Below are 20,171 nucleotides of genomic sequence, written 5' to 3' on the forward strand. Positions count from 1 at the left end.
TGATTACAGTTTGAAAACTGACCGAGGGTTAAGTAGCTGGTTATAATTAAATTATAAATGGATTTTAGGTTCGATCCCCCCTGCCCCCCTTGATAAGGGGGGTGGGGATCCCCCCTTAATCCCCCCTTGATAAGGGGGGTGCGGATCCCCCCTTAATCCCCCCTTGATAAGGGGGGTGGGGATCCCCCCTTAATCCCCCCTTGATAAGGGGGGCATCTGATAATTTTTAACGCCTACCTACCTAACCCTCTCGATGGAGAAATTGTCTATCAACTCTCTTAATCTCATCGTTCATAGATATCGGAGAAATATTCATGGTATCCGCACCAGAAAGACCCTTAACAGAGCAAAATCCCCTTTCTCAAGACGAACTCTACAAAACCCATGCCTATTGGCGCGCTTGTAACTATTTAGCTGTAGGTATGATTTATCTGCGCGATAATCCCCTGCTCAAGGAACATCTTAAACCCGAACACGTTAAGTATCGCTTACTTGGTCACTGGGGAGCAAGTCCGGCCTTAAGTTTTACCTACGTTCACCTCAACCGTTTAATCAAAAAATACGACCTCGATGTGATTTTTATGGCCGGTCCCGGCCATGGAGCGCCGGGGGTACTCGGTCCGGTCTATCTAGAAGGAACCTATTCGGAAATTTACCCCGATAAAAGTGAAGACGAGGAAGGATTACAAAAATTCTTTAAACAATTTTCTTTTCCCGGTCACATCGGTAGTCACGTCACCCCCGAAACCCCCGGTTCTATCCATGAGGGCGGCGAACTGGGTTATAGTGTTTCCCATGCCTACGGTTCTGTTTTTGACAATCCCGACCTAATTACGGCCGTGGTGGTGGGTGATGGGGAAGCAGAAACCGGTCCCCTTGCCACCGCATGGCACTCGAATAAATTCCTTAACCCGATTCGCGATGGTGCGGTACTGCCGATTTTAAACTTAAACGGTTATAAAATCGCTAATCCCACCATTCTCTCCCGTATTTCGACCCACGAGTTAGAAAGTCTCTTTGTTGGTTACGGTTACACTCCCTACATCGTCGAATGTAAGGAAGATGAAGACCTGCTGCACTGCCATCAAAAAATGGCCGCCACCCTAGAACACTGTATCAATCAGATTCGCTCCTATCAACAGGAAGCTCGCAGCACGGGAGTAGCTAAACGTTACCCCTGGCCGATGATTATCCTCCGGTCTCCCAAGGGTTGGACGGGTCCGAAAAACGTTGATGGTCATAAAGTAGAAGGATTCTGGCGCGCTCACCAAGTCCCCATGGGTGGGATGCACGAAAACCCCGACCACTTGAGAAAATTAGAGGAGTGGATGAAAAGCTATAACCCGGAGGAATTATTTGACTATGCCACGGGTCAATTTAAGCCGGAATTTAAAGAACTCGCTCCTATTGGTCATCGTCGCATGAGTGCTAATCCGCACGCTAACGGCGGATTGCTGCGTAAAGACCTAAAAATGCCCGATTTTCGTCAATATGCTGTAGATGTCACCCACCCGGGCCAAGTGGAAGCGGAAAATACGGGAGTGATGGGGGTATTTTTGCGGGATGTAATGCGAAATAATATGACTAATTTTCGCGTTTTTGGTCCCGATGAAACTGCTTCTAATCGTTTAGCGGCTCTCTATGAAGTGACTAAAAAAGCTTGGTTAGCTGATACCTATCCAGAGGATTTAGATGGTAGCCAATTATCTCCCGATGGTCGTGTGATGGAGATGCTGAGTGAACATACTCTAGTCGGTTGGTTAGAGGGTTATTTATTATCCGGTCGTCACGGTTTATTTCACTCCTACGAAGCTTTTGCCCACGTTATCGATTCCATGTTCAACCAACACGCTAAATGGCTCGATATCTGCAAAAATCATGTGCCTTGGCGCGCTTCTGTTTCCTCTTGGAATCTGTTATTATCCTCGGTGGTTTGGCGGCAGGATCACAATGGTTTTAGTCACCAAGACCCCGGTTTTATCGATTTAGTAACCAATAAAAGTGCCGACGTGGTGCGGGTTTATCTTCCCCCCGATGGTAACTGTTTATTAAGTGTGGCTAACCACTGTCTCAAGAGCAAGGATTACACTAATATTATCGTTGCTGATAAACAGAAACACCTGCAATACTTGACCATTGAAGAAGCAATTAAACACTGCACCAAAGGTATCGGTATTTGGGATTGGGCCAGTAACGATGATGACGGAACAAATCCTGATGAACCAGATGTAATTATGGCTTGCTGTGGGGATATTATCACTAAAGAATCTTTAGCGGCCACGGCAATTCTGCGGGAGGAATTCCCCTACTTAAAAGTTCGCTTTATCAATGTGGTTGATCTGTTTAAATTACAGTCGGAAAGTGAACACCCTCATGGTTTATCGGAACGGGATTTTGATAGTTTATTTACCACTGATAAGCCAATTATCTTCAATTTCCACGGTTATCCTTGGCTGATTCATAAACTTACCTACCGTCGCAGTAATCAGGAACGTATTCATGTGCGCGGTTACAAAGAAGAAGGGAATATTAATACTCCCCTAGAATTAGCGATTCGTAACCAAGTTGATCGTTTTCATTTAGTAATTGATGTCATCGATCGCGTGCCGAAATTAGGTTCTGCTGCCGGTCATGTGAAGGAACGGATGAAAAATGCTATTATCGACAATCTCGATTATGCTTTTACCAATGGCATCGATAAGGACGAGATTACTAACTGGAAATGGCCTTATTAATTAATTGGGCTAGAAAGTGGTTTAGGTGATGATATTTTATTAGTTTATTGATAAATTTCATCTTCCTATTCCACTTTAAAAAATATTCTTGATTTTCTACAGGGTGAGAGCATCTCAAAAGCTATTGACAATTGGCCAATCAGGTGCAAGATTTTGAGATAATCTTCGTTCAAAACCTTGCGTCTTCATCAGCCCGCGTCCTGTAGGGGCGAAGCATTCGGACAATAACCTATCGGTGAAAAGGTAGATTTTCTATCCGAATGCTTCGCCCGTACTTATTCAGCAAACCCTAATTAGATTTAATTTACTAAGAAAATTAAAATCATCAATATTGCGAGTTACAATTGTTAAATTATAAACGAAAGCTGTTCCCGCAATAATGGCATCTTCTAAGGACATCTTTCTGATTTATTTTAAAGTTACTGCTTGTAAAAAATTCTTCAAAATAGACTTTATCTTGATGAGTTAACCGATGGTAGCCTAAAACTTCCAGATAGGATAAAGCAGAGACATAAGGAGAATTTTCTGCAATAAACTCCCGGAGAAAATCATTTATTCTGCCAAATGCCATCACAAATCTCCATTTTTACATAAAAAATGATAATATAAAACTCAAATTTGAACTATTGTTGTGGGAAGATAGTAAGATGACAAAGTTACAATTAACTCAAGCGGAAATTGAAAGCCTTACTTTTGATGACTTTTTGTATTTAAGAAATTGGATTAATAAGTTAGATGATCAACAATGGGAAAAACAAATTGAGGAAGATTCCATAGCTGTAAAACTTGATTTTCTAATTGACGAAGCATTATTTGAAAAAAGCAAAAATCAATAACCATAACAATATGTAAACGAATAATTTTAGGGCGATTTTCCCTATCATCATAATGACAATTAACGGCATCTTTTACCATTTCTCGTAAAGATTGTAAATCATCGGCTTCGGTAAAAATAGACTCGCCTAATGCCCTTGCTGTATATCCCCCTTCCGGTGCATCTTCCACTAAAAAAACTATTTCTGTCATATTTCCTTCTTTACTCTCTAAATTTTTGCAGTAATTTTAATTATAGTTTGTTTAGTTTTTTAGATAGCACTTTTTAAAGCTTACAAGATTAGCATTCGCCGTTTATCAACCCTAATCGCCTCTTTATTGCCAAAATGTAGTTAAACAAAGTGCAACCCAACACCAACCAAATAAATTAATAGTTGATCATGTTGGGTTTCGTGCCTCAACCCAATCTACCAAATCGGCGTACTGCTACGCAGTGCCTTCGAGATCGCACTGATGTTGCCTTACTGGGAAAAAATGGTATGATAATAACAATTTATTAATATTATTGGCAAGTAATTATGTCATCTTTAGTTATCTCACAACATATTGAAATCACTCCTGGTATCTGTGGTGGAAAACCTCGTATTGCTGGACATCGAATTAAAGTTCAAGATATTGTAATTTGGCATGAAAGAATGGGAATGTCACCAGATGAAATTATTTATCATCATCCTACTATCACCCTAGCAGATGTTTATGCAGCCTTGGCCTATTACCATGACAATCGAGAAGAAATTAGACGACAACTTGAAGCAGGAGAAGCTTTTGCTAAACAACTACAAGGCAACAAACCATCTTTAATTGAGAAAATATTAAATTGACGAGCTAAAATCGTTATGAAAAAACTTAGAGTTTATCTTGATACATCAGTCATTGCAGGCTGTTTAGATGATGAATTTTCCTTAAAGTCCAATCAATTGATGGAAGCCATTAAGCAAGAAAAGTTTATTTTGTTAATGAGTGATATCATTGTTAGCGAATTAATTAATACCCCCCAAGGGGTTAAAGATATTTTATTATCGATTCCGCAGAGAGTTATTGAAGTAGTTAAGATAACACCTGAAGTTTTCCAGTTAAGGGATGCTTATATCAATGAAGGAGTTGTTACATCAAAGTCTATTAATGATGCTACTCATGTAGCGGCTGCTACAATAGCTAGAGCGGATGCAATCATATCATGGAATTTTAAACATATTGTGCGCCTAGATAAAATGAAAGGCTATAATCAAATTAATTTACTCAATGGCTACGGGATTTTGACTATTATTTCTCCTTTAGAGGTAACAATTGATGAAGCCAACGACAATTAAAAAAAGTTTTGACTGTTTAGCTTTTAAACAAACCAGTCAAGAAAAAATGGCTAAAGACATGAAAAATCTCAGCTATTCAGATCAGATTGAATATCTTCAAAAAAAGATTAATGAAAGTGATTTAAAGTTATGGTGGGAATCTATCAATAACAAGAAATAAGGTGCATTATACTCTGTTAATGCACCCGAAAAATAAGCGTGCTGCTACGCAGTGCCTTCAGTATCACACTCAGTCTCCAAAAATGCTCTCAAATATCTCACGCTTGACTCTAAAGTTAATTTCTCTAAGTCTTTGATAAAAACTCTCCAAATTTTCAATTTCTATCTTTCCTTCCTTGAGAAGTTTACGAATAATCGCTAAAGTTCCTTTAACATTTAAGCCTAAGCGTAGTGCTTCTTTTCTTGCTGCAAAGTCATCAAGGATGATATAATCAGTTTGTAATTCTATTCCTAAAGTAATGGCATCAGATTCACCTTTCCCTAAACGTTCATTTAAACTATTTGCTAGAGAGATTAATTTAATATTTATGATAATTAATTTCTGTTGATTGATCAGCTTATTAAGAGTCTCTGAAGATTGATCTTGTTTGGCATTAATTTCTTGTTGTACGGTTGCAGGCAAATAAAAATTATCATTAGAGTCTAGGAATTTTTCTAAAAATCCTAACTAAAACAAAAAGATTAAAGGGGAAGAATTGAAAACAATTTTCATAGAGATTAACAATTTTTTTCTCTATCTATGTCTTCCCTAATAAGATAAGAAAAATCGATTCCGATTAATTCTAAAATTTTCAAGAACATTTCTGTATCCATTTCCATGATTTCTGCGGCTTTATGAAGACTGATGATGCGAGAAACTAAAGCACCCACCACAAAAATAAATTGTTTTTTTTGTTCAATATTATCAAATAATTGTATTTCGGCGGCAATTTCTTGAAAAGTAATCGAAGTATTCATTGTCTTGCTAAGTTTCATCAATTAAGACACGCCTGACCCGATTTTAACATAAAACCAACCCAACCAACTCCCCTGACCTAAATGTTTGGTTCTTCGTTACTTGGTATGATTCGATCAGGGGGCATAAATTGACTAAATCCTTATCTGGCAAGAGACTTAATTGATTAGTTCGCTCTAGATCAAAAACAATCGACAAAAATCGCTAAATGCCTTTCTATATAAATAAGGGTTCCATCCCTTATAATCCCCGTCCATTGCATAACACAAACCGAAGAACCAGCTATAGTCTAATAAATTCAATTGCAAAAGCGGGGAAATCTGTTGCGCTTGCGAGGTGTTTCTGAGATTTCGGCAGCTACAGGGGAAACTAACGCCCCAACCGATTATGTAACCTATCTGATCGAGAAGCATCAGTAATGGGAGTTCTGATTGATAACAATGTCATTCTTGATTTTCTACAAGAACGAGAGCTATTTGTGGAAAACGCAGCAAGATTATTTGAGCGTATTGATGCTGGGGAAATTCAGGGATTTATCGCATCAACGACAATAACTAACATTAGTGGATAGGATGCACAAAATTAGCATTCAGGTCTTGATTCAGCAACGCCTTTGACACTGGCAATGATTTGTCCGATGTCTTGAGGAGTGGCACCTGTTGCCAACAGCGAGGGGATAAGCAATTCCAGTGAAACTGACGGATCGCCATTTTCAGCTTTGGCAATCCGAGGTTGACTAGAGCCGATTTTATTGGCCAGTTCACTTTGAGTCATTATCTTCTGCCGCTGACTTTTCAAACTTTTGCTAAGAGCTAGTTTGATTTCAACAAGGATAATCTCTTCGGGCGTTAACTCTAAAAAGTCGGAAACGGTTCCGATTTTCCAGCCTTTTGATTCCAAAAGCCCTTTTTTAGTCTCTTCCATCCTCTTATTCCTGCTGATCAGTATCGTATTTACTCAAGCGTTTCTTACAAACCTCAATTACACTTTTGGGTGTTGCTCTTGTTGTCTTATTAAACACCTCAATAATCAAGATTGCATCTTCATCAATTCGATAAATAATCCTCCAATTTTTATCGATGTCTCTAATGCGTAGCTCATGACAATGATAGCCTACACTTGGCATAGGACGCGAATGTGGCAAACCAAGAGGTTCGCCTTCCTGTAGTTGCCTGAGTAAGACACCCGCTTCGATCCGTGCTTCTAAACTGAAAGGTGGGGTCTTGATCTCACCATGCAGCCAAGCTAAAGGTTTGCTTTGATCAGCCATGATGTATTTATATCATATCTGATGTACTAAAATATGGCAATCGCCTCACTACTATCTAACAATTCAAAGGTGGCGGAGCGATACAATATGAACAGCGAACCTACTTTGAGCAACTCTCAAACTGATTGGTAATGATTAGAGGCAATCAGCGATATTGATAGCGATGTGTGAGATTATTCTTGAGATAATAAATGGCTGGTTATAATTAAATTAACAATGGATTTTAGGTTCGATCCCCCCTGCCCCCCTTGATAAGGGGGGTGCCGGTAGGCGGGGGGATCTCCCTTAATAAGGGGGGCATCTGATAATTTTTAACGTCTACCTAATTATAAGGCCGATGTCTGATAACTGTTAACTGAGCGCTGAATTTAACTTCTTAAAGAAACTTGGAACTGTTTAACTAAAGCTTCTCGCACTTTTGTCATTAAGGGTTCCACCTCTTCATCGGTTAAAGTTCGATCGCTGGCACGATAGACTAAACTAAAGGCCAAACTACAATGATTTTCTGGCACATTCTGCCCCTGATAGCGATCAAATAATTCAACTTTTTCTAAGAGATTACCTCCAGCATTTTTGATAGTTTTTGTCAATCTATCTACGGGTATATCTGTGGAAACAAAGAAGGCGATATCTCGTGCCGCCCCCGGATAGGTAGAATAGACCTGTAAACGCGGGGTAATTTTGGCACTATCCCTAAGAGTTGCTAACAGGAGCGGGAACTGGATTTCAAAGGCATAAACTGCCTCAATTAATCCCTTTTGCTGACGCAATTGCGGGTGTAGTTGACCGAATATACCTAGGCGTTGTTTGCCAATCCATAAAGAGGCTGTTCGTCCGGGATGAAAACGCGCATCTTCGCCATATTTTTCGTAGCTTACTGTCAGCGAAAGGCGATCAAATACTGCTTCTAAAATGCCTTTTGCTTCATACCAAGTCATGGCCACCTCTTTACCCGATCGCAGCCAACGTCCGGCAGGGAAGAAATCACCGCCGAAAATACCAGCAATTGCATCGTATTCGTTGATATTATCCGATTCTAAGCGGAAAACTCGCCCGATCTCGAAGCCATTTAAGGAACCGTTACCCTGAGACTGATTATACTCAAACGCTTCGATTAAACCGTCTAGGAGATTAGTCCGCAAAGCAGAATACTCGACAAAAAGGGGATTAGCGAGGACAACTTCCGCTAATTCCGGTTTAACTAGGGAATACTGGACTAATTCCGTCAAACCCACTGCGCGAAAAGCTTCCCGCAGCCGACGCTGTATAGTTTCCTCAAAGGATAATCCTCCGGCTGCGGTTTTTGCCGGCAAAGTATCGACAAAGCGATCGTATCCGTACAGTCGCGCCACTTCTTCAATTAAGTCAATTTCTCGTTCTAAATCCCGATAACGGTAGTCTGGCACTGTTACAGTCCACAGAACAGGATTTTTTGAGGTTAACTGCAATTCACAGCCTAAATTGCCTAAAATCCGCTCCACATCTTCGGCGAGAATTTCACCGATCGCACCATCATCTAGGGTAACTTGACCCAGTATTTGCTGCAAACGTTCTAAACGCAATTCGATCGAACCACTGGACTGATCGGCACGATAATCAGCTTTAACCTGACTGCTGACAGTTCCCCCAGCTAACTCTAGAATCAAATCGATCGCCCTTTGACAAGCATATTCCAAAGCGGCGGGATTAACACCGCGTTCATAGCGTCCGGAAGATTCGCTGCGTAAACCCTGCGCTTTTGAGGAACGACGGATAGCGATCGGATCGAATAAAGCCGACTCTAGCACAAGATTAACGGTTTCCTCGTTAACTTCCGTATCTTGACCTCCCATCACCCCCGCTAAAGCTACAGGCTTATTATTGGCAGTAATTAACAAATTAAGCTCTTTTAAGCTTCTTTCCTGACCATCAAGGGTAATGATTTTTTCCCCTTCCTCGGCAAAACGGACCCCAATAGTAACGGATTTACCTCCGGCAAAACTTTGTAAACGATCGCGATCGAAAGCGTGTAAGGGTTGTCCCCACTCCAAGAGGACATAATTAGTAATATCGACCACATTATTGATCGATCGCAATCCAGCAGCCTGTAAACGCTGTTGCAACCATAGCGGAGATGGGCCAATTTTTACCCCCTCGATCACCGTACCAATATAAGCGGGACAGGCTTTATTTTCTGATATTTCCAGAGATAAATCTTTTTTAGGGGAAAATTCCCCTAATTTCACTTTTGGTAGGCTTAATTCTCCTCCTGTCAAAGCCGCCACTTCTCGCGCAACTCCGATCATACTCAAAGCATCGGCACGGTTAGCGGTGGGAGAAATATCTAAAATCACCTCATCAAGTCCTAAAAGGGGACGAACATCTGTACCTAAAGGGAGATTTTCCTGACTAAAAATGTGGATTCCTTCAGAATCCTTAGTTAATCCTAATTCTGCGAGGGAACAGATCATCCCTTCCGATTTTACCCCCCGCAATTTAGCCGGTTTAATCGTTAAATTGATTTTGGGTAAATAAGTTCCCAAAGTAGCCACAGGAACTAGAATATCAGCCCTAGCATTGGGCGCACCACAGACAATTGTACTAAGATTTTCCTGACCGATATCCACCTGACAGACACTTAATTTATCTGCATTAGGATGGGGTTGGCGATCAATAATTTTACCAATAACCACACCCTTTGCCCATTCTCGGCGATCCTCGATCTCTTCCACTTCTATTCCCGCAATTGTCAATAATTCGGCTAATTCTTGGGGAGATTGGGCAATTTTGACTAATTCTCGTAACCAGTTGATCGAAATCCGCATCGTTAATTCTTGCTTGCCGTTGGTTCTTAACTATTGTAAACGGTGGGTTGTCACCACGACTGGGTTGGCAGGAAAGATCGCTTTCAGGTTTGCTGGGGATACTCATTTTTTAAAGTTGCCTTCAGCCAATTGTTATTATAGACTAATAAGTTACATGGAGTAAGAAAATCGATGAGGAAAGCAATCAGTCTATTTGCCTGTGGTGGAATTGGAGATATGGCTCTTCGATCTGGGGGATTTGAAGTTGTAGTGGCGAATGAATTATTGAAAGATCGTGCAGAAGTATTTAAATTTAACCACCCAGAATCATTAATGATTATTGGGGATATATGGGATAAAAAAAATGAGATAGTTGCAGAAACAAAGCAGCGACTCTCTGGACAAAATTTAGACATTGTTTTTGCGACTCCTCCCTGCCAAGGTATGTCCAGAAATGGCAGAGGTAAGCTGCTTAATTCTATTCGTAAAGGCTCAAAAAATGAAATCGACCAGAGAAATTTATTAATCATTCCCACCCTAGAAGTTTTTCTGGCTAGTGGAGCAGAAACACTGGTCATGGAAAATGTGCCAGAAATGCAAAATACTTATATACCCTTGACCGAGAAAGACGATTATTTAGTAAATATTTTATGTTATATAAAACAGCGTATTGGTGATAAATTTTTGAGTTCGATTAGCATTATAGATTTTGCTGATTATGGAGTCCCGCAGAATCGTCAACGACTTATTTCAATATTTACTAAAAATGAGAAACTGAAGAATTATTTAAAAAAGAACAATTCTCTTTTTCCTAAACCAACTCATAGTAAAGAAGGATTAGAACTTCCTAGATGGAAAACTGTTCGAGACGCAATAGATCATTTACCACCACTTGACTCTCAACGAACAGAAACTGCTAAATCAGATGATATACCATATCACTATGTACCCCTATTAGATGAAGAAAAATATTTTTGGATCAGTAATACACCAGAAGAAAAAAGTTCATTTGATAATCAATGTATTAACCCTGTTTGTAGATATAATGGTAATCCAACACACAGCGCACGCAAAAATAATGAAGGAATTAATAGAGCTAGTACAGAAACCCCCCTTTACTGCCTTAAATGTGGACACATTCTTCCTCGTCCATGGGTTAAAGAAGATGGAAAATACAGGTTGATGAAAGGTTATACCAGTGCCTATAAAAGAATGAGTTGGGACGCACCAGCCAGTACAATTACACGAAATCTCTCCTATGCTTGTAGTGACAATAAACTACATCCTATTCAAAATAGAGTATTATCTCTGTATGAAGCAATGATTCTTCATACAATTACCGAATACCCATTTTCATGGAAACGGGCAGATGACAAAAGAGTTAGTGATAAACTAATTAGAGAGTTAATTGGCGAAAGTATCCCACCTGCTGGATTACAAAAAATATTTGATCATTTAGTATCCATCCTCAATGATGATTGTTCTCTTGAGGAGCAAATCAAGGAAAAATATCAGCAGCTCTGTCTATTTTGAAATTAAATTGTCTTTGTTATATTTGTTGACAAAATTAATATATCTATCGTCATTCTTGATCATAATCCAGTTTTTATACATTTTCTTAACGCCTTGTCGTGACATAATTGAGACGCTAGTTGTTCTTCCACCGCCTTCTTTTGGCTGAACAATTTTACCCCAATCATTGTCAGTTAAGTTGTTGCCAAAAAATACAGCAACTATTTGAGGTATAGTATTCTCAAAATCCCAGAGAATGCCAATAAGATTGTTAGTTTCTCTATGGTGAGCCTTCCAATCATAGCTTTTCATTACCTCGATTCTTGTGTCTCCCATATCGGGTTTTTCCTTTCCAGTCTTCTTTAATTCTCTTGGTGTAGGAACACTGCCACAAGTGGCTTTAACCTCTACTCCCCCATTAGCAAATGGACTAAATGGAGACTTATCTCGCATTCGTCTTTCTTGGGAAAGTTGTTCAAAAAAAACTTTGCCATTTTTATCCATTAACAGCAAATCTGGATAGCCGTCTTGATGCGGATTGTTGATAAATAATCCCTGGGATTTATTGGCAAATTCTATGGCAAATAGCTCACCAATAAATGCGGAAAGATTCCTCATACCTAGAATTCTAAATATATCTACTGGTATATCTTGGACGATTTTTTTAACAACAGAATGACATTCAACTAATGAATGCTCAAATATGACTTTATCGATAGTTATTTTCTGACCTTGTTTTGAGAAAAAGCTGGTATCAGAATGTTTATTTATGATATAACTCATTAATTTCTTCCGCAACATTATTGACAAAAGTAACAATATCCATATCCAGAGCTGAAATAATTTGTTCTAAGGAGTCCAAAGTAATGTTTCTTACTCCCCTTTCAACTCCAGATATGTAGGTTCTGTCAAGATTAGCCCTATACCCTAAAGCTTCTTGACTCAGATTACGTTTCTTCCGCAATTTTCTTACAGTCACAGCAACAGCAGTGACTAGCTTTCCTGCCATATATAAACTACCAAAGAAGATATTGAAATTCTCCACAGTCCATTTTCCTTCTATGATGACTATTAATCTACGGACTATAAGTCACAAAAGCTGATTCTGAATAAACCTGTATTCGGGAGCGGCAAAAACTCTGATTTTGTGTTTGACTAAAAATGTATCCTAAAAATTGCCATCCCGTTGCGATTCTATCCGTGCCTTACTATTCCCAATATCCCGACGCTTTCACTCCCAGTTATCTGAGCGAACTACAAGGACAGATCCTCGCTTGTCCCCACTTCACAGTTAACAATTTAAATCGAGATTTCGTTAAAACCAAAGGCTTTTCCATCGCTTTTCGACGCACACAAATCAGCGAAGTTGAACGAATTTTTCCCTATTTTAAACCCTATCTCGATCGCAGTTTACAAGCTGACTGCAACGCTTTTTATCTTAACCCCTTACTCCTACAAACCGGTTCACGCGTCGATCCCCATATCGATCGCTCCCTGCGCTCCTATTGTAAAACTATCGATCCCCCGCTCCTAGTTAGCGTCCTTTATGTGCAGGTTCCTAGGGATATTCAAGGGGGGGAACTGGTACTAGCAAACCGTCATCGTTCCGTGGCCCAGATTCGTCCTTGTGCTAACACCCTGATCCTCTTTCAAGGAGATCTCACCCATTCAGTTAATCCCGTTAGCTGTTCTGGTATTCGTCTCAGTCTTGTCTGCGAACAATATCGTTTAGATGCCGAAGAATTGCGAGAGATTCCCGAAATGCAGATAGAATCGCGAACCATAAAACCAGAAAAGAAAAAAAAGAAAGATCGGGTCGTTGCCCTACAATAAAAGGACATTTTTGTAAAGATATTCTAGATGGTGATGCGCGAACCGATCGTCGAATTAAGGGGAGTAACTAAAGCTTTCGGCAAGAAAGTAATCTTAAATAACGTCGATCTGAAAGTGTACGAAGGGGAAGCGATCGGCGTGATCGGTCCATCGGGGACGGGAAAATCGACCATTTTGCGCTTAGTCGCCGGATTACTGGCCCCCGATCGGGGAGAAGTGTACATCTACGGCACAAAACGGCAGAGAACCGTAGAACAGGGGGAAGATCCCCTCGGTGTTGGTCTAGTTTTCCAACAATCGGCCCTTTTTGACTCCCTCACCGTCGGGGAAAATGTCGGTTTTGCTCTCTATCGCCACTCAAAGCTAAAACGAGCCGAAATCCGCGATTTAGTGGAAGAAAAACTGGATTTAGTGGGAATGTCCGGTTCCTACGACCTCTATCCCTCTGAAATATCCGGAGGGATGCGAAAACGCGTCAGTTTAGCCCGGGCAATTATCAGCGATCCCTCGATCGCAGCCGATCGACCGAACATTCTCCTTTACGATGAACCCACTGCTGGACTGGATCCGGTTGCTTCTACCCGCATCCAGACGGTAATTATGGAACTTCTCAAGGTAAAAAAAGCCTGTGGGGCCCATCTCATTGTCACCCACGTCCACAGCACCATCGAAAATACCACCGATCGCATCGTTTTTCTCTATAAAGGTCAATTTCAATGGGTTGGACCGACTCAAGAGGCTTATCACTCCGAAATCCCCGTACTCAAGCAATTTTTTACCGGCAGTATCGACGGACCAATTCAGTGATCAGTCAATTGAGGGAAGTGGGATGTGGGGTGTGGGGTGATGGGGTGATGGGGAAGTGGGGTGACCACTTCGTGCGCGTTGCGGGGGGAAGTGGGGTGATGGGGTGATGGGGTGATGGGGAAGTGGGGTGACCACTTCGTGCGCGTTGCGGGGGGAAGTGGGGAAATTGAACTAAAACCCTAAAACCCTAAAACCCTAAAACCCTAAAACCCTAAAACCCTAAAACCCTAAAACCTGACTCCTGAATACTGACTCCTGAATACTGAATACTGACTCCTTGACTCTTGCCTTCAGAAGCTGATCACTGAAATCCCCCGATTTCTCCTGTAAGATACTGTGTAGTGATGAGGAGTAATTATTTATGGAAGCTGGCGGTTCACAACAGGGGATTTCCCCAACTCTGCGGCAAAGTGGTATCGGTTTAATGTTACTAGCATCGGGGGGAATATTAATCTGGTTTGTCGCCTGGTTAAGTAATTTTAGCTTCGGGGGACGCAGTTATCGAGCCACCTTTCTTTTTCCTAATGTGGGTGGCATGATGGTGGGAACCCGCGTCGGTTATCGGGGAGTGAGAATCGGACAAGTGACGGCAATTACCCCAGAACCGGAGGGAGTCGCCGTAGAAGTGGAGATTTCGCCAGCAGATCGCCTAATTCCCAGTAATTCCCTCATCGAAGCCATTCAATCCGGTTTAGTCGGTGAAACCACGATCGATATTACTCCCCTACAAGCTTTACCCGTCGGTGGTGTCAAAGAACCCCCTTTGAGTCCTAACTGCAATGGGGAAGTGATTATCTGTAACGGTTCCCGTTTACAAGGGCAATCGGCGCTAAATGTCAATACCTTGATCAGATCTTTACTGAGAATTTCTAATCTAGTTAGTGATCCTGATATGGTGGCCGGATTTCGTTCCTTTACCCAACGCGCTGCTAATGCTTTGGGGGGACTCGATCGCTTTAGTGGTGAGGCAACCACCGCTTTAAGCGAGGTTCGTCGCAGCGGTACTCTGGGTAAACTTAATTCGGGGATGAGATCCCTAGAATCCTTACCGCAAGTATCCGGTTCCCTCGATCGCCTTTCTAGTGATCTTTCCGGTGTCGGGGGATTGAGTCAGGAAGCAACTACTTTACTGAGAAGTTTACAGGGAAGTGGCGGTCTGAAAAATTTAGACGCTACCCTAGTAGAGGCCCGAAAAACGCTGCTTTTGGTGGGACAAACTACGGAAGAACTGCGGGTTTTTTTGGCAGCTAATCAAAATCGTTTAATTGCTACTCTCGATAGTATCAAAACTACCAGCGATCGCCTACAAACTACTCTCGCTGCTTTGGATCCGATTCTGACGCAAGTGCAGAAAAGCCAAATTATCGAGAATTTAAACACTATTTCGGCAAATGCTGTTAAATTAAGCGAAAATTTGGGTAACTTTACTGCTTATCTCTCCGATCCTGCCACTGTTGTCACCCTACAGCAACTCCTCGACTCCTCTCGCGCTGCTTTTGCCAATCTTCAGAAAATCACCTCGGATGTGGATGAAATTACTGGTAATCCGCAACTGCGACAGGAAATTATCCGTTTAATCCAGGGTTTAAGTCGTTTGGTTTCTTCTAGCGAACAACTACAGCAGGAATTCGCCCAAGGTCAAGCAATGACAAGAATGGCCGCCCAAATTGCGACAATAGCCCCAAATACTGCCCCTAATACCCCAGAAAAAGACCCTAAGAAACCTGAATCTGAGTAGCAGAAGTTGGGGTAAGGGGTTGGGGAAAAAAGTCCGAGCATTTGTACTATTTTTTTGTCATAGCTAAATGAGGAATTTCTTCACCATGTTGACGATAACTTTCTTTAACGCCTTCCCAAGCTACAATTAATTGATTGAGTGCTGTTTGGGGACTATCAGCAAAAGCGGAAATGCTAGGAATTTCTACTAAGTATGCTATCCAATCTCCCTCCTCATCTTGGAAGATATTAATGCTAAAACCGTTAAAATCCTCGGTTGTTGAATTCATTTTCTTCCTCCTGTATTTTTAAAAATTGTTTAACTTGATAAGCTTTCGCTTCACCGTTTTTTGTCTGTTGAATAGATAGACTGACGGGTGCATCTCTTATTGGTGACTTTCTCTCACATATAGGTGAGCAGCAGAACTTATTCAAAGAGGGCGAATGCAATTCGCCCCTACAATATATTCAATATTAAAAACTCCATTTTTAGATAAACAACCATACCATAGCACAGAAAAGCTTAAAATAAATGAAAAAATGATTAATTTTTTCCTCAAGATGGACTTAAATGAGCTTTGGGATAGAGAGACTTGTGGCCAGATATAATTAAGGGGTATTTGGGGAAGAAATTGGATTATGGAAGAACTTTTAGAATTAAAAGCTTTGCTCTTAAAAGGTGATATTAAAGGTTCACTGGCGATTGTAGAAGAACTTGAAGATATAAGCAAAAACGGGATTATTAGCACTATTCGTAGTTATGCTGTTATCTTATTACTTCATTTAATTAAACAACAGGCAGAAAACCGAACCACTCGTTCTTGGGATGTCTCCATTCGCAATAGCGTTAGAGAAATTCAACGCCACAATAAACGCCGAAAAGCAGCAGGATATTATTTAAGTGATGAGGAATTAACAGACACTTTAAACGATGCTTATCTTAATGCTTTGGATGCCGCTTCTTTAGAAGTCGAAGCTGGTTGTTATCAATCGGAACAAATAGAAGCTATAATTAACAAAAATAAACTGATTAGCGATGCTTTTTTTCTCATCAAAAACGTCTCTCCTTAGAAAGATTATGACAGACTCAATCTCGCAAGAACAAGCCCAAGAAATGTTACGTTGGTTAAACAAAAATCGTGACACCGTGCTTGATTTGCATAAAAATCAATACATTGCCTATAATGAAAAAGGGGGGATTGCTCACGGTGAAAATTTACAGAATGTTCTGGAAGAAGCCAACACAACCAATCAAGAATTTGTCATTTATTTTGTTCCTCGTTGTCGTTATTCTATGCAAATTTTACCCATTCAAGTTTAAAGTAGTTTAAGATGATTTTGACAACGGCAAAATTCTATGAAAATAACCCTTTATCAACCGACATTATCTTTATTATTACTGCTGTTGCTATCCGGTGGTTGTGCAGTCAATCAGGAAAAAGGGGAAACCACCAGTCCGCCGGCGCCTCCCCTAGCAGAAATCGTTCCTTGGCAGACCGTCGAACGGGTTACTATTTTAAAAGCTGATCAGGATCCCATCTATGCTTTGGCTATTAGTCCCGATAACTCCCTGCTGCTGAGTGGTAGTTTTGACGGTACTGTTAGGGAATGGAACCTAAAAACCCAAAAACCTCTCAGGACTTGGCAACTAGGTGATACTGTTAACGCTATCCAATTTAGTCCCGATGGTAAGAGTTTCGTAACTGCCGATGCGGGGGGAAAAGTGCAACGCTGGAATACGCGCACGGGAAAATTAGAAATGACCTATCCTGGCCATGCTTTTCTCGTCACTGATGCCGCTATTTCTCCCGATGGCAAAATTTTGGCCACAGGTAGCTGGGATCGTACAGTCAAACTCTGGGATTTTCAGACGGGTACACTGTTAAAAACCCTGCGCGGTCATAATCATCCGATTCAAGCGATCGCATTTAGTCCCGATGGTAAAGGAATTGTTAGCGCCGATTACGATGGCTTCGTTAAACTGTGGAAAGTGAGTACCGGTCGCTTTATTCGTGCCTATGCGGGGAATTTATTCCCCGTTTATCGGGTGCTTTTTTCCAAGGATGGTAATACCGCCGGTACTGCTAGTCAAGACGGTTCGATCCGCAGTTGGCAAGTGAAAAGCGGCATCGGCACCACTACTATTCTCGCCCATAACGACGCTGTTACCGATATGGCCCTGCTGGATGGGGGCAAAGTTTTGGCCAGCACTTCTGGGGATGGAACTGTGAAATTTTGGGATGTTAATACCCGTCGGCACTTGAACACCCTCAAGGGAAACGTCATCTTAAGAATGGTTGCCAGTCGAGATGGTCGTTGGTTAGTCACTGGAGATCGGGACGGTGCGATCGCACTGTGGCGAGGAATCTAATTGACTATAATTAAGACTAAGTGAGTGGGTGGAATTAAATATAAGATGAACGTAGGTTGGGTTGAAGCATGAAACCCAACGCCCGCTCAGGTTACGCTACCGCTAACCCATCCTACAAATAATTGTGCCTCCCTACTTAGAGTGTTTTCTAGGGCGAAATATAGCCATGGCAGCAGTGATTTTAAACTTAGATACAGTCAATCTCAGCGATGAGCAGTTTTACCGTCTCTGTCAAGTTAACCCAGATTGGCAACTAGAAAGAAACGCCCAAGGAGAATTAATTGTGATGCCACCTGTTGGGGGAATTAGCGGCAACCGAGAGGCCGATTTTATCATTGACTTAGGTATCTGGAATCGTCAAACCCGATTGGGTAAAGTCTTTAGTTCAGCGACGATTTTTCGTTTACCGAAGGGCGGAGATCGCGCTCCCGATGCCGCTTGGGTGAGTTTAACTCGTTGGCAAGCTCTGAGTCGAGAAGAACAGGAGAAATTTCCGCCTATTTGTCCTGATTTCGTCATTGAACTGCGCTCCCGTAGCGATTCCCTCCCGGAAATTCAAGCTAAAATGCGGGAATATCTTCACAGTGGTTTGCGATTAGGTTGGCTAGTTAATCCTCAACAACAACAAGTGGAAATTTATCGTCCTCAGCAACCCGTAGAAATTATGGAACTACCGGCTAATTTAAGCGGAGAGGATGTCTTACCCGGCTTTAGTCTATTTATCTCCATTTTTGAGTAAAATATCCTTAAAACCGAGGTATGATCAGACCTCTGGTCAAAATCAAAATAGGAGTCGGTCGTCAGTAGTCAGGGTAAATTCAGGCACTTTTTCCCTGAAAATTGGCTAATTGACCATCTAAAAATGGGTAGAACCCCACACCCCACACCCTACTCCTAGGAAAAACTTTGTCAGCAAACCCTAACTATGACCACCGATACTGTCACCACTCCCTCGCCCCAAAAACTCTGGTTAGCAGCCATTAAACCACCAATGTATAGTGTGGCAATTATACCGATTATTTTGGGAACAGCGATCGCTTATCAGGAAACAGGTCTATTTTCTCTGCCGATTTTTGCCACTTTTATCCTCTCAGCTATTTTAATTCTCGCTTGGTTAAATCTCAGTAATGATGTTTTTGATGCCGATACCGGGATCGATGTCAATAAGGCACATTCGATCGTTAATTTAACCGGCAATAAATCTTTAATTTTCTGGCTAAGTAATCTTTTTCTCTTATTAGGCATCGCCGGCATTCTTGCTATTAGTTATTGGCGAGGCGATTGGACTATCCTAGAATTAATCGCCCTCTGCTGTTTTTTGGGCTATACCTATCAAGGGCCTCCCTTCCGTCTCGGTTATCAAGGATTAGGTGAAATTATCTGTTTCTTTACTTTTGGACCCTTAGCGATTGCCGCTGCCTACTATTCCCAAGCTGGTGCTTTTTCTCTCTCTAGTCTAGCGGCTTCAATTATTATCGGGATTACCACTTCTATCATCCTTTTTTGTTCCCATTTCCATCAAGTTGCCGATGATCTCAAAGCGGGTAAAAAATCACCTATTGCTCGTTTAGGTACTTTAAAAGGTTCTAGAGTTTTAACCGTAGTGACGGTTCTCGTTTACGTTTTAACGGTAGTTTTTGTCCTGCTGCAGGTTTATCCCCCTCTCACCCTTTTAATCTTCCTTAGTCTCCCTTTTGCTTGGCAATTAGTCAACCACGTTAACCAAAATCACGACCAACCTCAGCTAGTCAGTAACTGCAAGTTTATAGCGGTTAATCTTCACTTTTTTATTGGCATTCTCTTCTCCCTTGGCTATTTCCTTGCTTCCCGTTCATAGACCGGATTTTTTTCTTAAACCCCTTGACAAAACCCCATTACTTGACATATACTTATATTCATAATGGGTATCCGTGCCTGCCTGCGAACCCCTCATTTTTAGGTGGGATAGACCGAAAAAAAATCAACCGAATTACTTTTTTCCTCTAGCTACCATCGGTCATCAATATTCAGCATTCAGCTTGTATTTATTCTCCCCATTTCCCCAC

Annotated in this window: 22 protein-coding genes and 2 pseudogenes; 14 read left to right on the forward strand and 10 right to left on the reverse strand. The window is 41.3% G+C overall.

Annotated features, from left to right (window positions below):
* Positions 1 to 314: 314 nt before the first annotated feature.
* The gene (locus IM515_RS14340; RefSeq protein WP_287628817.1) at positions 315 to 2,735 is read left to right on the forward strand and encodes a phosphoketolase family protein; all 2,421 of its coding nucleotides are present in this window, start codon (positions 315 to 317) and stop codon (positions 2,733 to 2,735) included.
* Positions 2,736 to 3,458: 723 nt separating this feature from the next.
* On the opposite strand, the gene IM515_RS26150 is transcribed toward IM515_RS14340, so the two are convergent.
* On the reverse strand, positions 3,459 to 3,761 hold the full coding sequence (locus tag IM515_RS26150) for a 2-oxoisovalerate dehydrogenase (RefSeq protein ID WP_287628819.1): 303 nt from the start codon (positions 3,759 to 3,761) through the stop codon (positions 3,459 to 3,461).
* Between the two features lie 326 nt (positions 3,762 to 4,087).
* On the opposite strand from IM515_RS26150, the gene IM515_RS14350 reads away from it, so the two are divergent.
* From IM515_RS14350 to IM515_RS14360, 3 genes are read left to right on the forward strand one after another with little or no spacing between them, the layout of a single operon-like run.
* Positions 4,088 to 4,390, forward strand: a complete 303-nt coding sequence (locus IM515_RS14350; RefSeq protein WP_287628820.1) for a DUF433 domain-containing protein — start codon at positions 4,088 to 4,090, stop codon at positions 4,388 to 4,390.
* 15 nt (positions 4,391 to 4,405) lie between these two features.
* Positions 4,406 to 4,879 (forward strand): PIN domain-containing protein, encoded by a 474-nt coding sequence (locus IM515_RS14355; protein ID WP_287628821.1) that lies wholly within the window; start codon positions 4,406 to 4,408, stop codon positions 4,877 to 4,879.
* On the forward strand, positions 4,860 to 5,039 hold the full coding sequence (locus IM515_RS14360) for a hypothetical protein (protein ID WP_159251988.1): 180 nt from the start codon (positions 4,860 to 4,862) through the stop codon (positions 5,037 to 5,039). The genes IM515_RS14355 and IM515_RS14360 overlap by 20 nt, the downstream gene beginning before the upstream one ends.
* Positions 5,040 to 5,108: 69 nt before the next feature.
* On the opposite strand, the pseudogene IM515_RS14365 reads toward IM515_RS14360, so the two are convergent.
* From IM515_RS14365 to IM515_RS26155, 3 genes and pseudogenes are all read right to left on the reverse strand, one after another.
* Positions 5,109 to 5,516, reverse strand: a pseudogene (locus tag IM515_RS14365) (PIN domain-containing protein); the annotation flags it as partial.
* A gap of 80 nt (positions 5,517 to 5,596) precedes the next feature.
* A complete protein-coding gene (locus IM515_RS14370) occupies positions 5,597 to 5,836 on the reverse strand; it encodes a hypothetical protein (RefSeq protein ID WP_287628823.1) in 240 nt (79 codons plus the stop codon).
* A gap of 43 nt (positions 5,837 to 5,879) precedes the next feature.
* Positions 5,880 to 6,096, reverse strand: a pseudogene (locus tag IM515_RS26155) (hypothetical protein).
* A gap of 156 nt (positions 6,097 to 6,252) precedes the next feature.
* On the opposite strand from IM515_RS26155, the gene IM515_RS14375 reads away from it, so the two are divergent.
* Entirely contained in the window at positions 6,253 to 6,405 is a 153-nt protein-coding gene (locus tag IM515_RS14375; RefSeq protein WP_287628825.1) for a PIN domain-containing protein, read from the forward strand.
* Between the two features lie 11 nt (positions 6,406 to 6,416).
* Here the strand turns inward: IM515_RS14375 and IM515_RS14380 are convergent, their stop codons facing one another.
* The 3 genes from IM515_RS14380 to pheT form a co-directional block, all read right to left on the reverse strand.
* Positions 6,417 to 6,758 (reverse strand): helix-turn-helix domain-containing protein, encoded by a 342-nt coding sequence (locus tag IM515_RS14380; protein WP_002763718.1) that lies wholly within the window; start codon positions 6,756 to 6,758, stop codon positions 6,417 to 6,419.
* A 4-nt stretch (positions 6,759 to 6,762) separates the two neighbouring features.
* On the reverse strand, positions 6,763 to 7,104 hold the full coding sequence (locus IM515_RS14385; RefSeq protein ID WP_002763716.1) for a type II toxin-antitoxin system RelE/ParE family toxin: 342 nt from the start codon (positions 7,102 to 7,104) through the stop codon (positions 6,763 to 6,765).
* Positions 7,105 to 7,472: 368 nt separating this feature from the next.
* Entirely contained in the window at positions 7,473 to 9,908 is a 2,436-nt protein-coding gene (pheT, locus tag IM515_RS14390; protein WP_287628827.1) for a phenylalanine--tRNA ligase subunit beta, read from the reverse strand.
* A 171-nt stretch (positions 9,909 to 10,079) separates the two neighbouring features.
* Here pheT and IM515_RS14395 point away from each other — a divergent pair, with 171 nt between their 5' ends.
* Positions 10,080 to 11,420: a DNA cytosine methyltransferase gene (locus IM515_RS14395; RefSeq protein WP_287628829.1), complete on the forward strand. Its 1,341-nt coding sequence runs from the start codon at positions 10,080 to 10,082 to the stop codon at positions 11,418 to 11,420.
* Here the strand turns inward: IM515_RS14395 and IM515_RS14400 are convergent.
* The gene (locus IM515_RS14400; protein ID WP_242030221.1) at positions 11,412 to 12,182 is read right to left on the reverse strand and encodes a hypothetical protein; all 771 of its coding nucleotides are present in this window, start codon (positions 12,180 to 12,182) and stop codon (positions 11,412 to 11,414) included. The two genes, IM515_RS14395 and IM515_RS14400, sit on opposite strands and share 9 nt — an antisense overlap.
* Entirely contained in the window at positions 12,163 to 12,444 is a 282-nt protein-coding gene (locus IM515_RS14405) for a helix-turn-helix domain-containing protein (protein ID WP_287632763.1), read from the reverse strand. The genes IM515_RS14400 and IM515_RS14405 overlap by 20 nt, the downstream gene beginning before the upstream one ends.
* Before the next feature lie 155 nt (positions 12,445 to 12,599).
* On the opposite strand from IM515_RS14405, the gene IM515_RS14410 reads away from it, so the two are divergent.
* The 3 genes from IM515_RS14410 (at position 12,600) to IM515_RS14420 (ending at position 15,777) form a co-directional block, all read left to right on the forward strand.
* Positions 12,600 to 13,232 (forward strand): 2OG-Fe(II) oxygenase, encoded by a 633-nt coding sequence (locus IM515_RS14410; protein WP_287628843.1) that lies wholly within the window; start codon positions 12,600 to 12,602, stop codon positions 13,230 to 13,232.
* Between the two features lie 27 nt (positions 13,233 to 13,259).
* Positions 13,260 to 14,039 carry an ABC transporter ATP-binding protein gene (locus IM515_RS14415; protein WP_002776950.1) on the forward strand — a complete coding sequence of 260 codons (780 nt, stop codon included), beginning with the start codon at positions 13,260 to 13,262 and terminating at the stop codon, positions 14,037 to 14,039.
* A 361-nt stretch (positions 14,040 to 14,400) separates the two neighbouring features.
* On the forward strand, positions 14,401 to 15,777 hold the full coding sequence (locus IM515_RS14420; protein WP_287628831.1) for an MlaD family protein: 1,377 nt from the start codon (positions 14,401 to 14,403) through the stop codon (positions 15,775 to 15,777).
* 46 nt (positions 15,778 to 15,823) lie between these two features.
* Here the strand turns inward: IM515_RS14420 and IM515_RS14425 are convergent, their stop codons facing one another.
* Positions 15,824 to 16,045, reverse strand: a complete 222-nt coding sequence (locus IM515_RS14425) for a type II toxin-antitoxin system HicB family antitoxin (RefSeq protein WP_287628832.1) — start codon at positions 16,043 to 16,045, stop codon at positions 15,824 to 15,826.
* Positions 16,046 to 16,394: 349 nt separating this feature from the next.
* Between IM515_RS14425 and IM515_RS14430 the strand changes: the two genes are divergently transcribed.
* From IM515_RS14430 to menA, 5 genes are all read left to right on the forward strand, one after another.
* The gene (locus tag IM515_RS14430; RefSeq protein ID WP_287628833.1) at positions 16,395 to 16,826 is read left to right on the forward strand and encodes a DUF29 family protein; all 432 of its coding nucleotides are present in this window, start codon (positions 16,395 to 16,397) and stop codon (positions 16,824 to 16,826) included.
* A 7-nt stretch (positions 16,827 to 16,833) separates the two neighbouring features.
* Entirely contained in the window at positions 16,834 to 17,076 is a 243-nt protein-coding gene (locus tag IM515_RS14435) for a DUF5678 domain-containing protein (RefSeq protein ID WP_287628834.1), read from the forward strand.
* A gap of 36 nt (positions 17,077 to 17,112) precedes the next feature.
* Complete coding sequence (locus tag IM515_RS14440) at positions 17,113 to 18,126, forward strand: WD40 repeat domain-containing protein (protein WP_287628835.1); 1,014 nt, start codon at positions 17,113 to 17,115, stop codon at positions 18,124 to 18,126.
* A gap of 166 nt (positions 18,127 to 18,292) precedes the next feature.
* The gene (locus IM515_RS14445) at positions 18,293 to 18,865 is read left to right on the forward strand and encodes a Uma2 family endonuclease (RefSeq protein WP_287628836.1); all 573 of its coding nucleotides are present in this window, start codon (positions 18,293 to 18,295) and stop codon (positions 18,863 to 18,865) included.
* Between the two features lie 186 nt (positions 18,866 to 19,051).
* A complete protein-coding gene (gene menA / locus IM515_RS14450; protein ID WP_287628837.1) occupies positions 19,052 to 19,963 on the forward strand; it encodes a 2-carboxy-1,4-naphthoquinone phytyltransferase in 912 nt (303 codons plus the stop codon).
* Positions 19,964 to 20,171: the final 208 nt, after the last annotated feature.

Origin of the sequence: Microcystis sp. M44BS1, assembly GCF_020244875.1 — a bacterium.
Lineage (GTDB): Bacteria > Cyanobacteriota > Cyanobacteriia > Cyanobacteriales > Microcystaceae > Microcystis > Microcystis panniformis.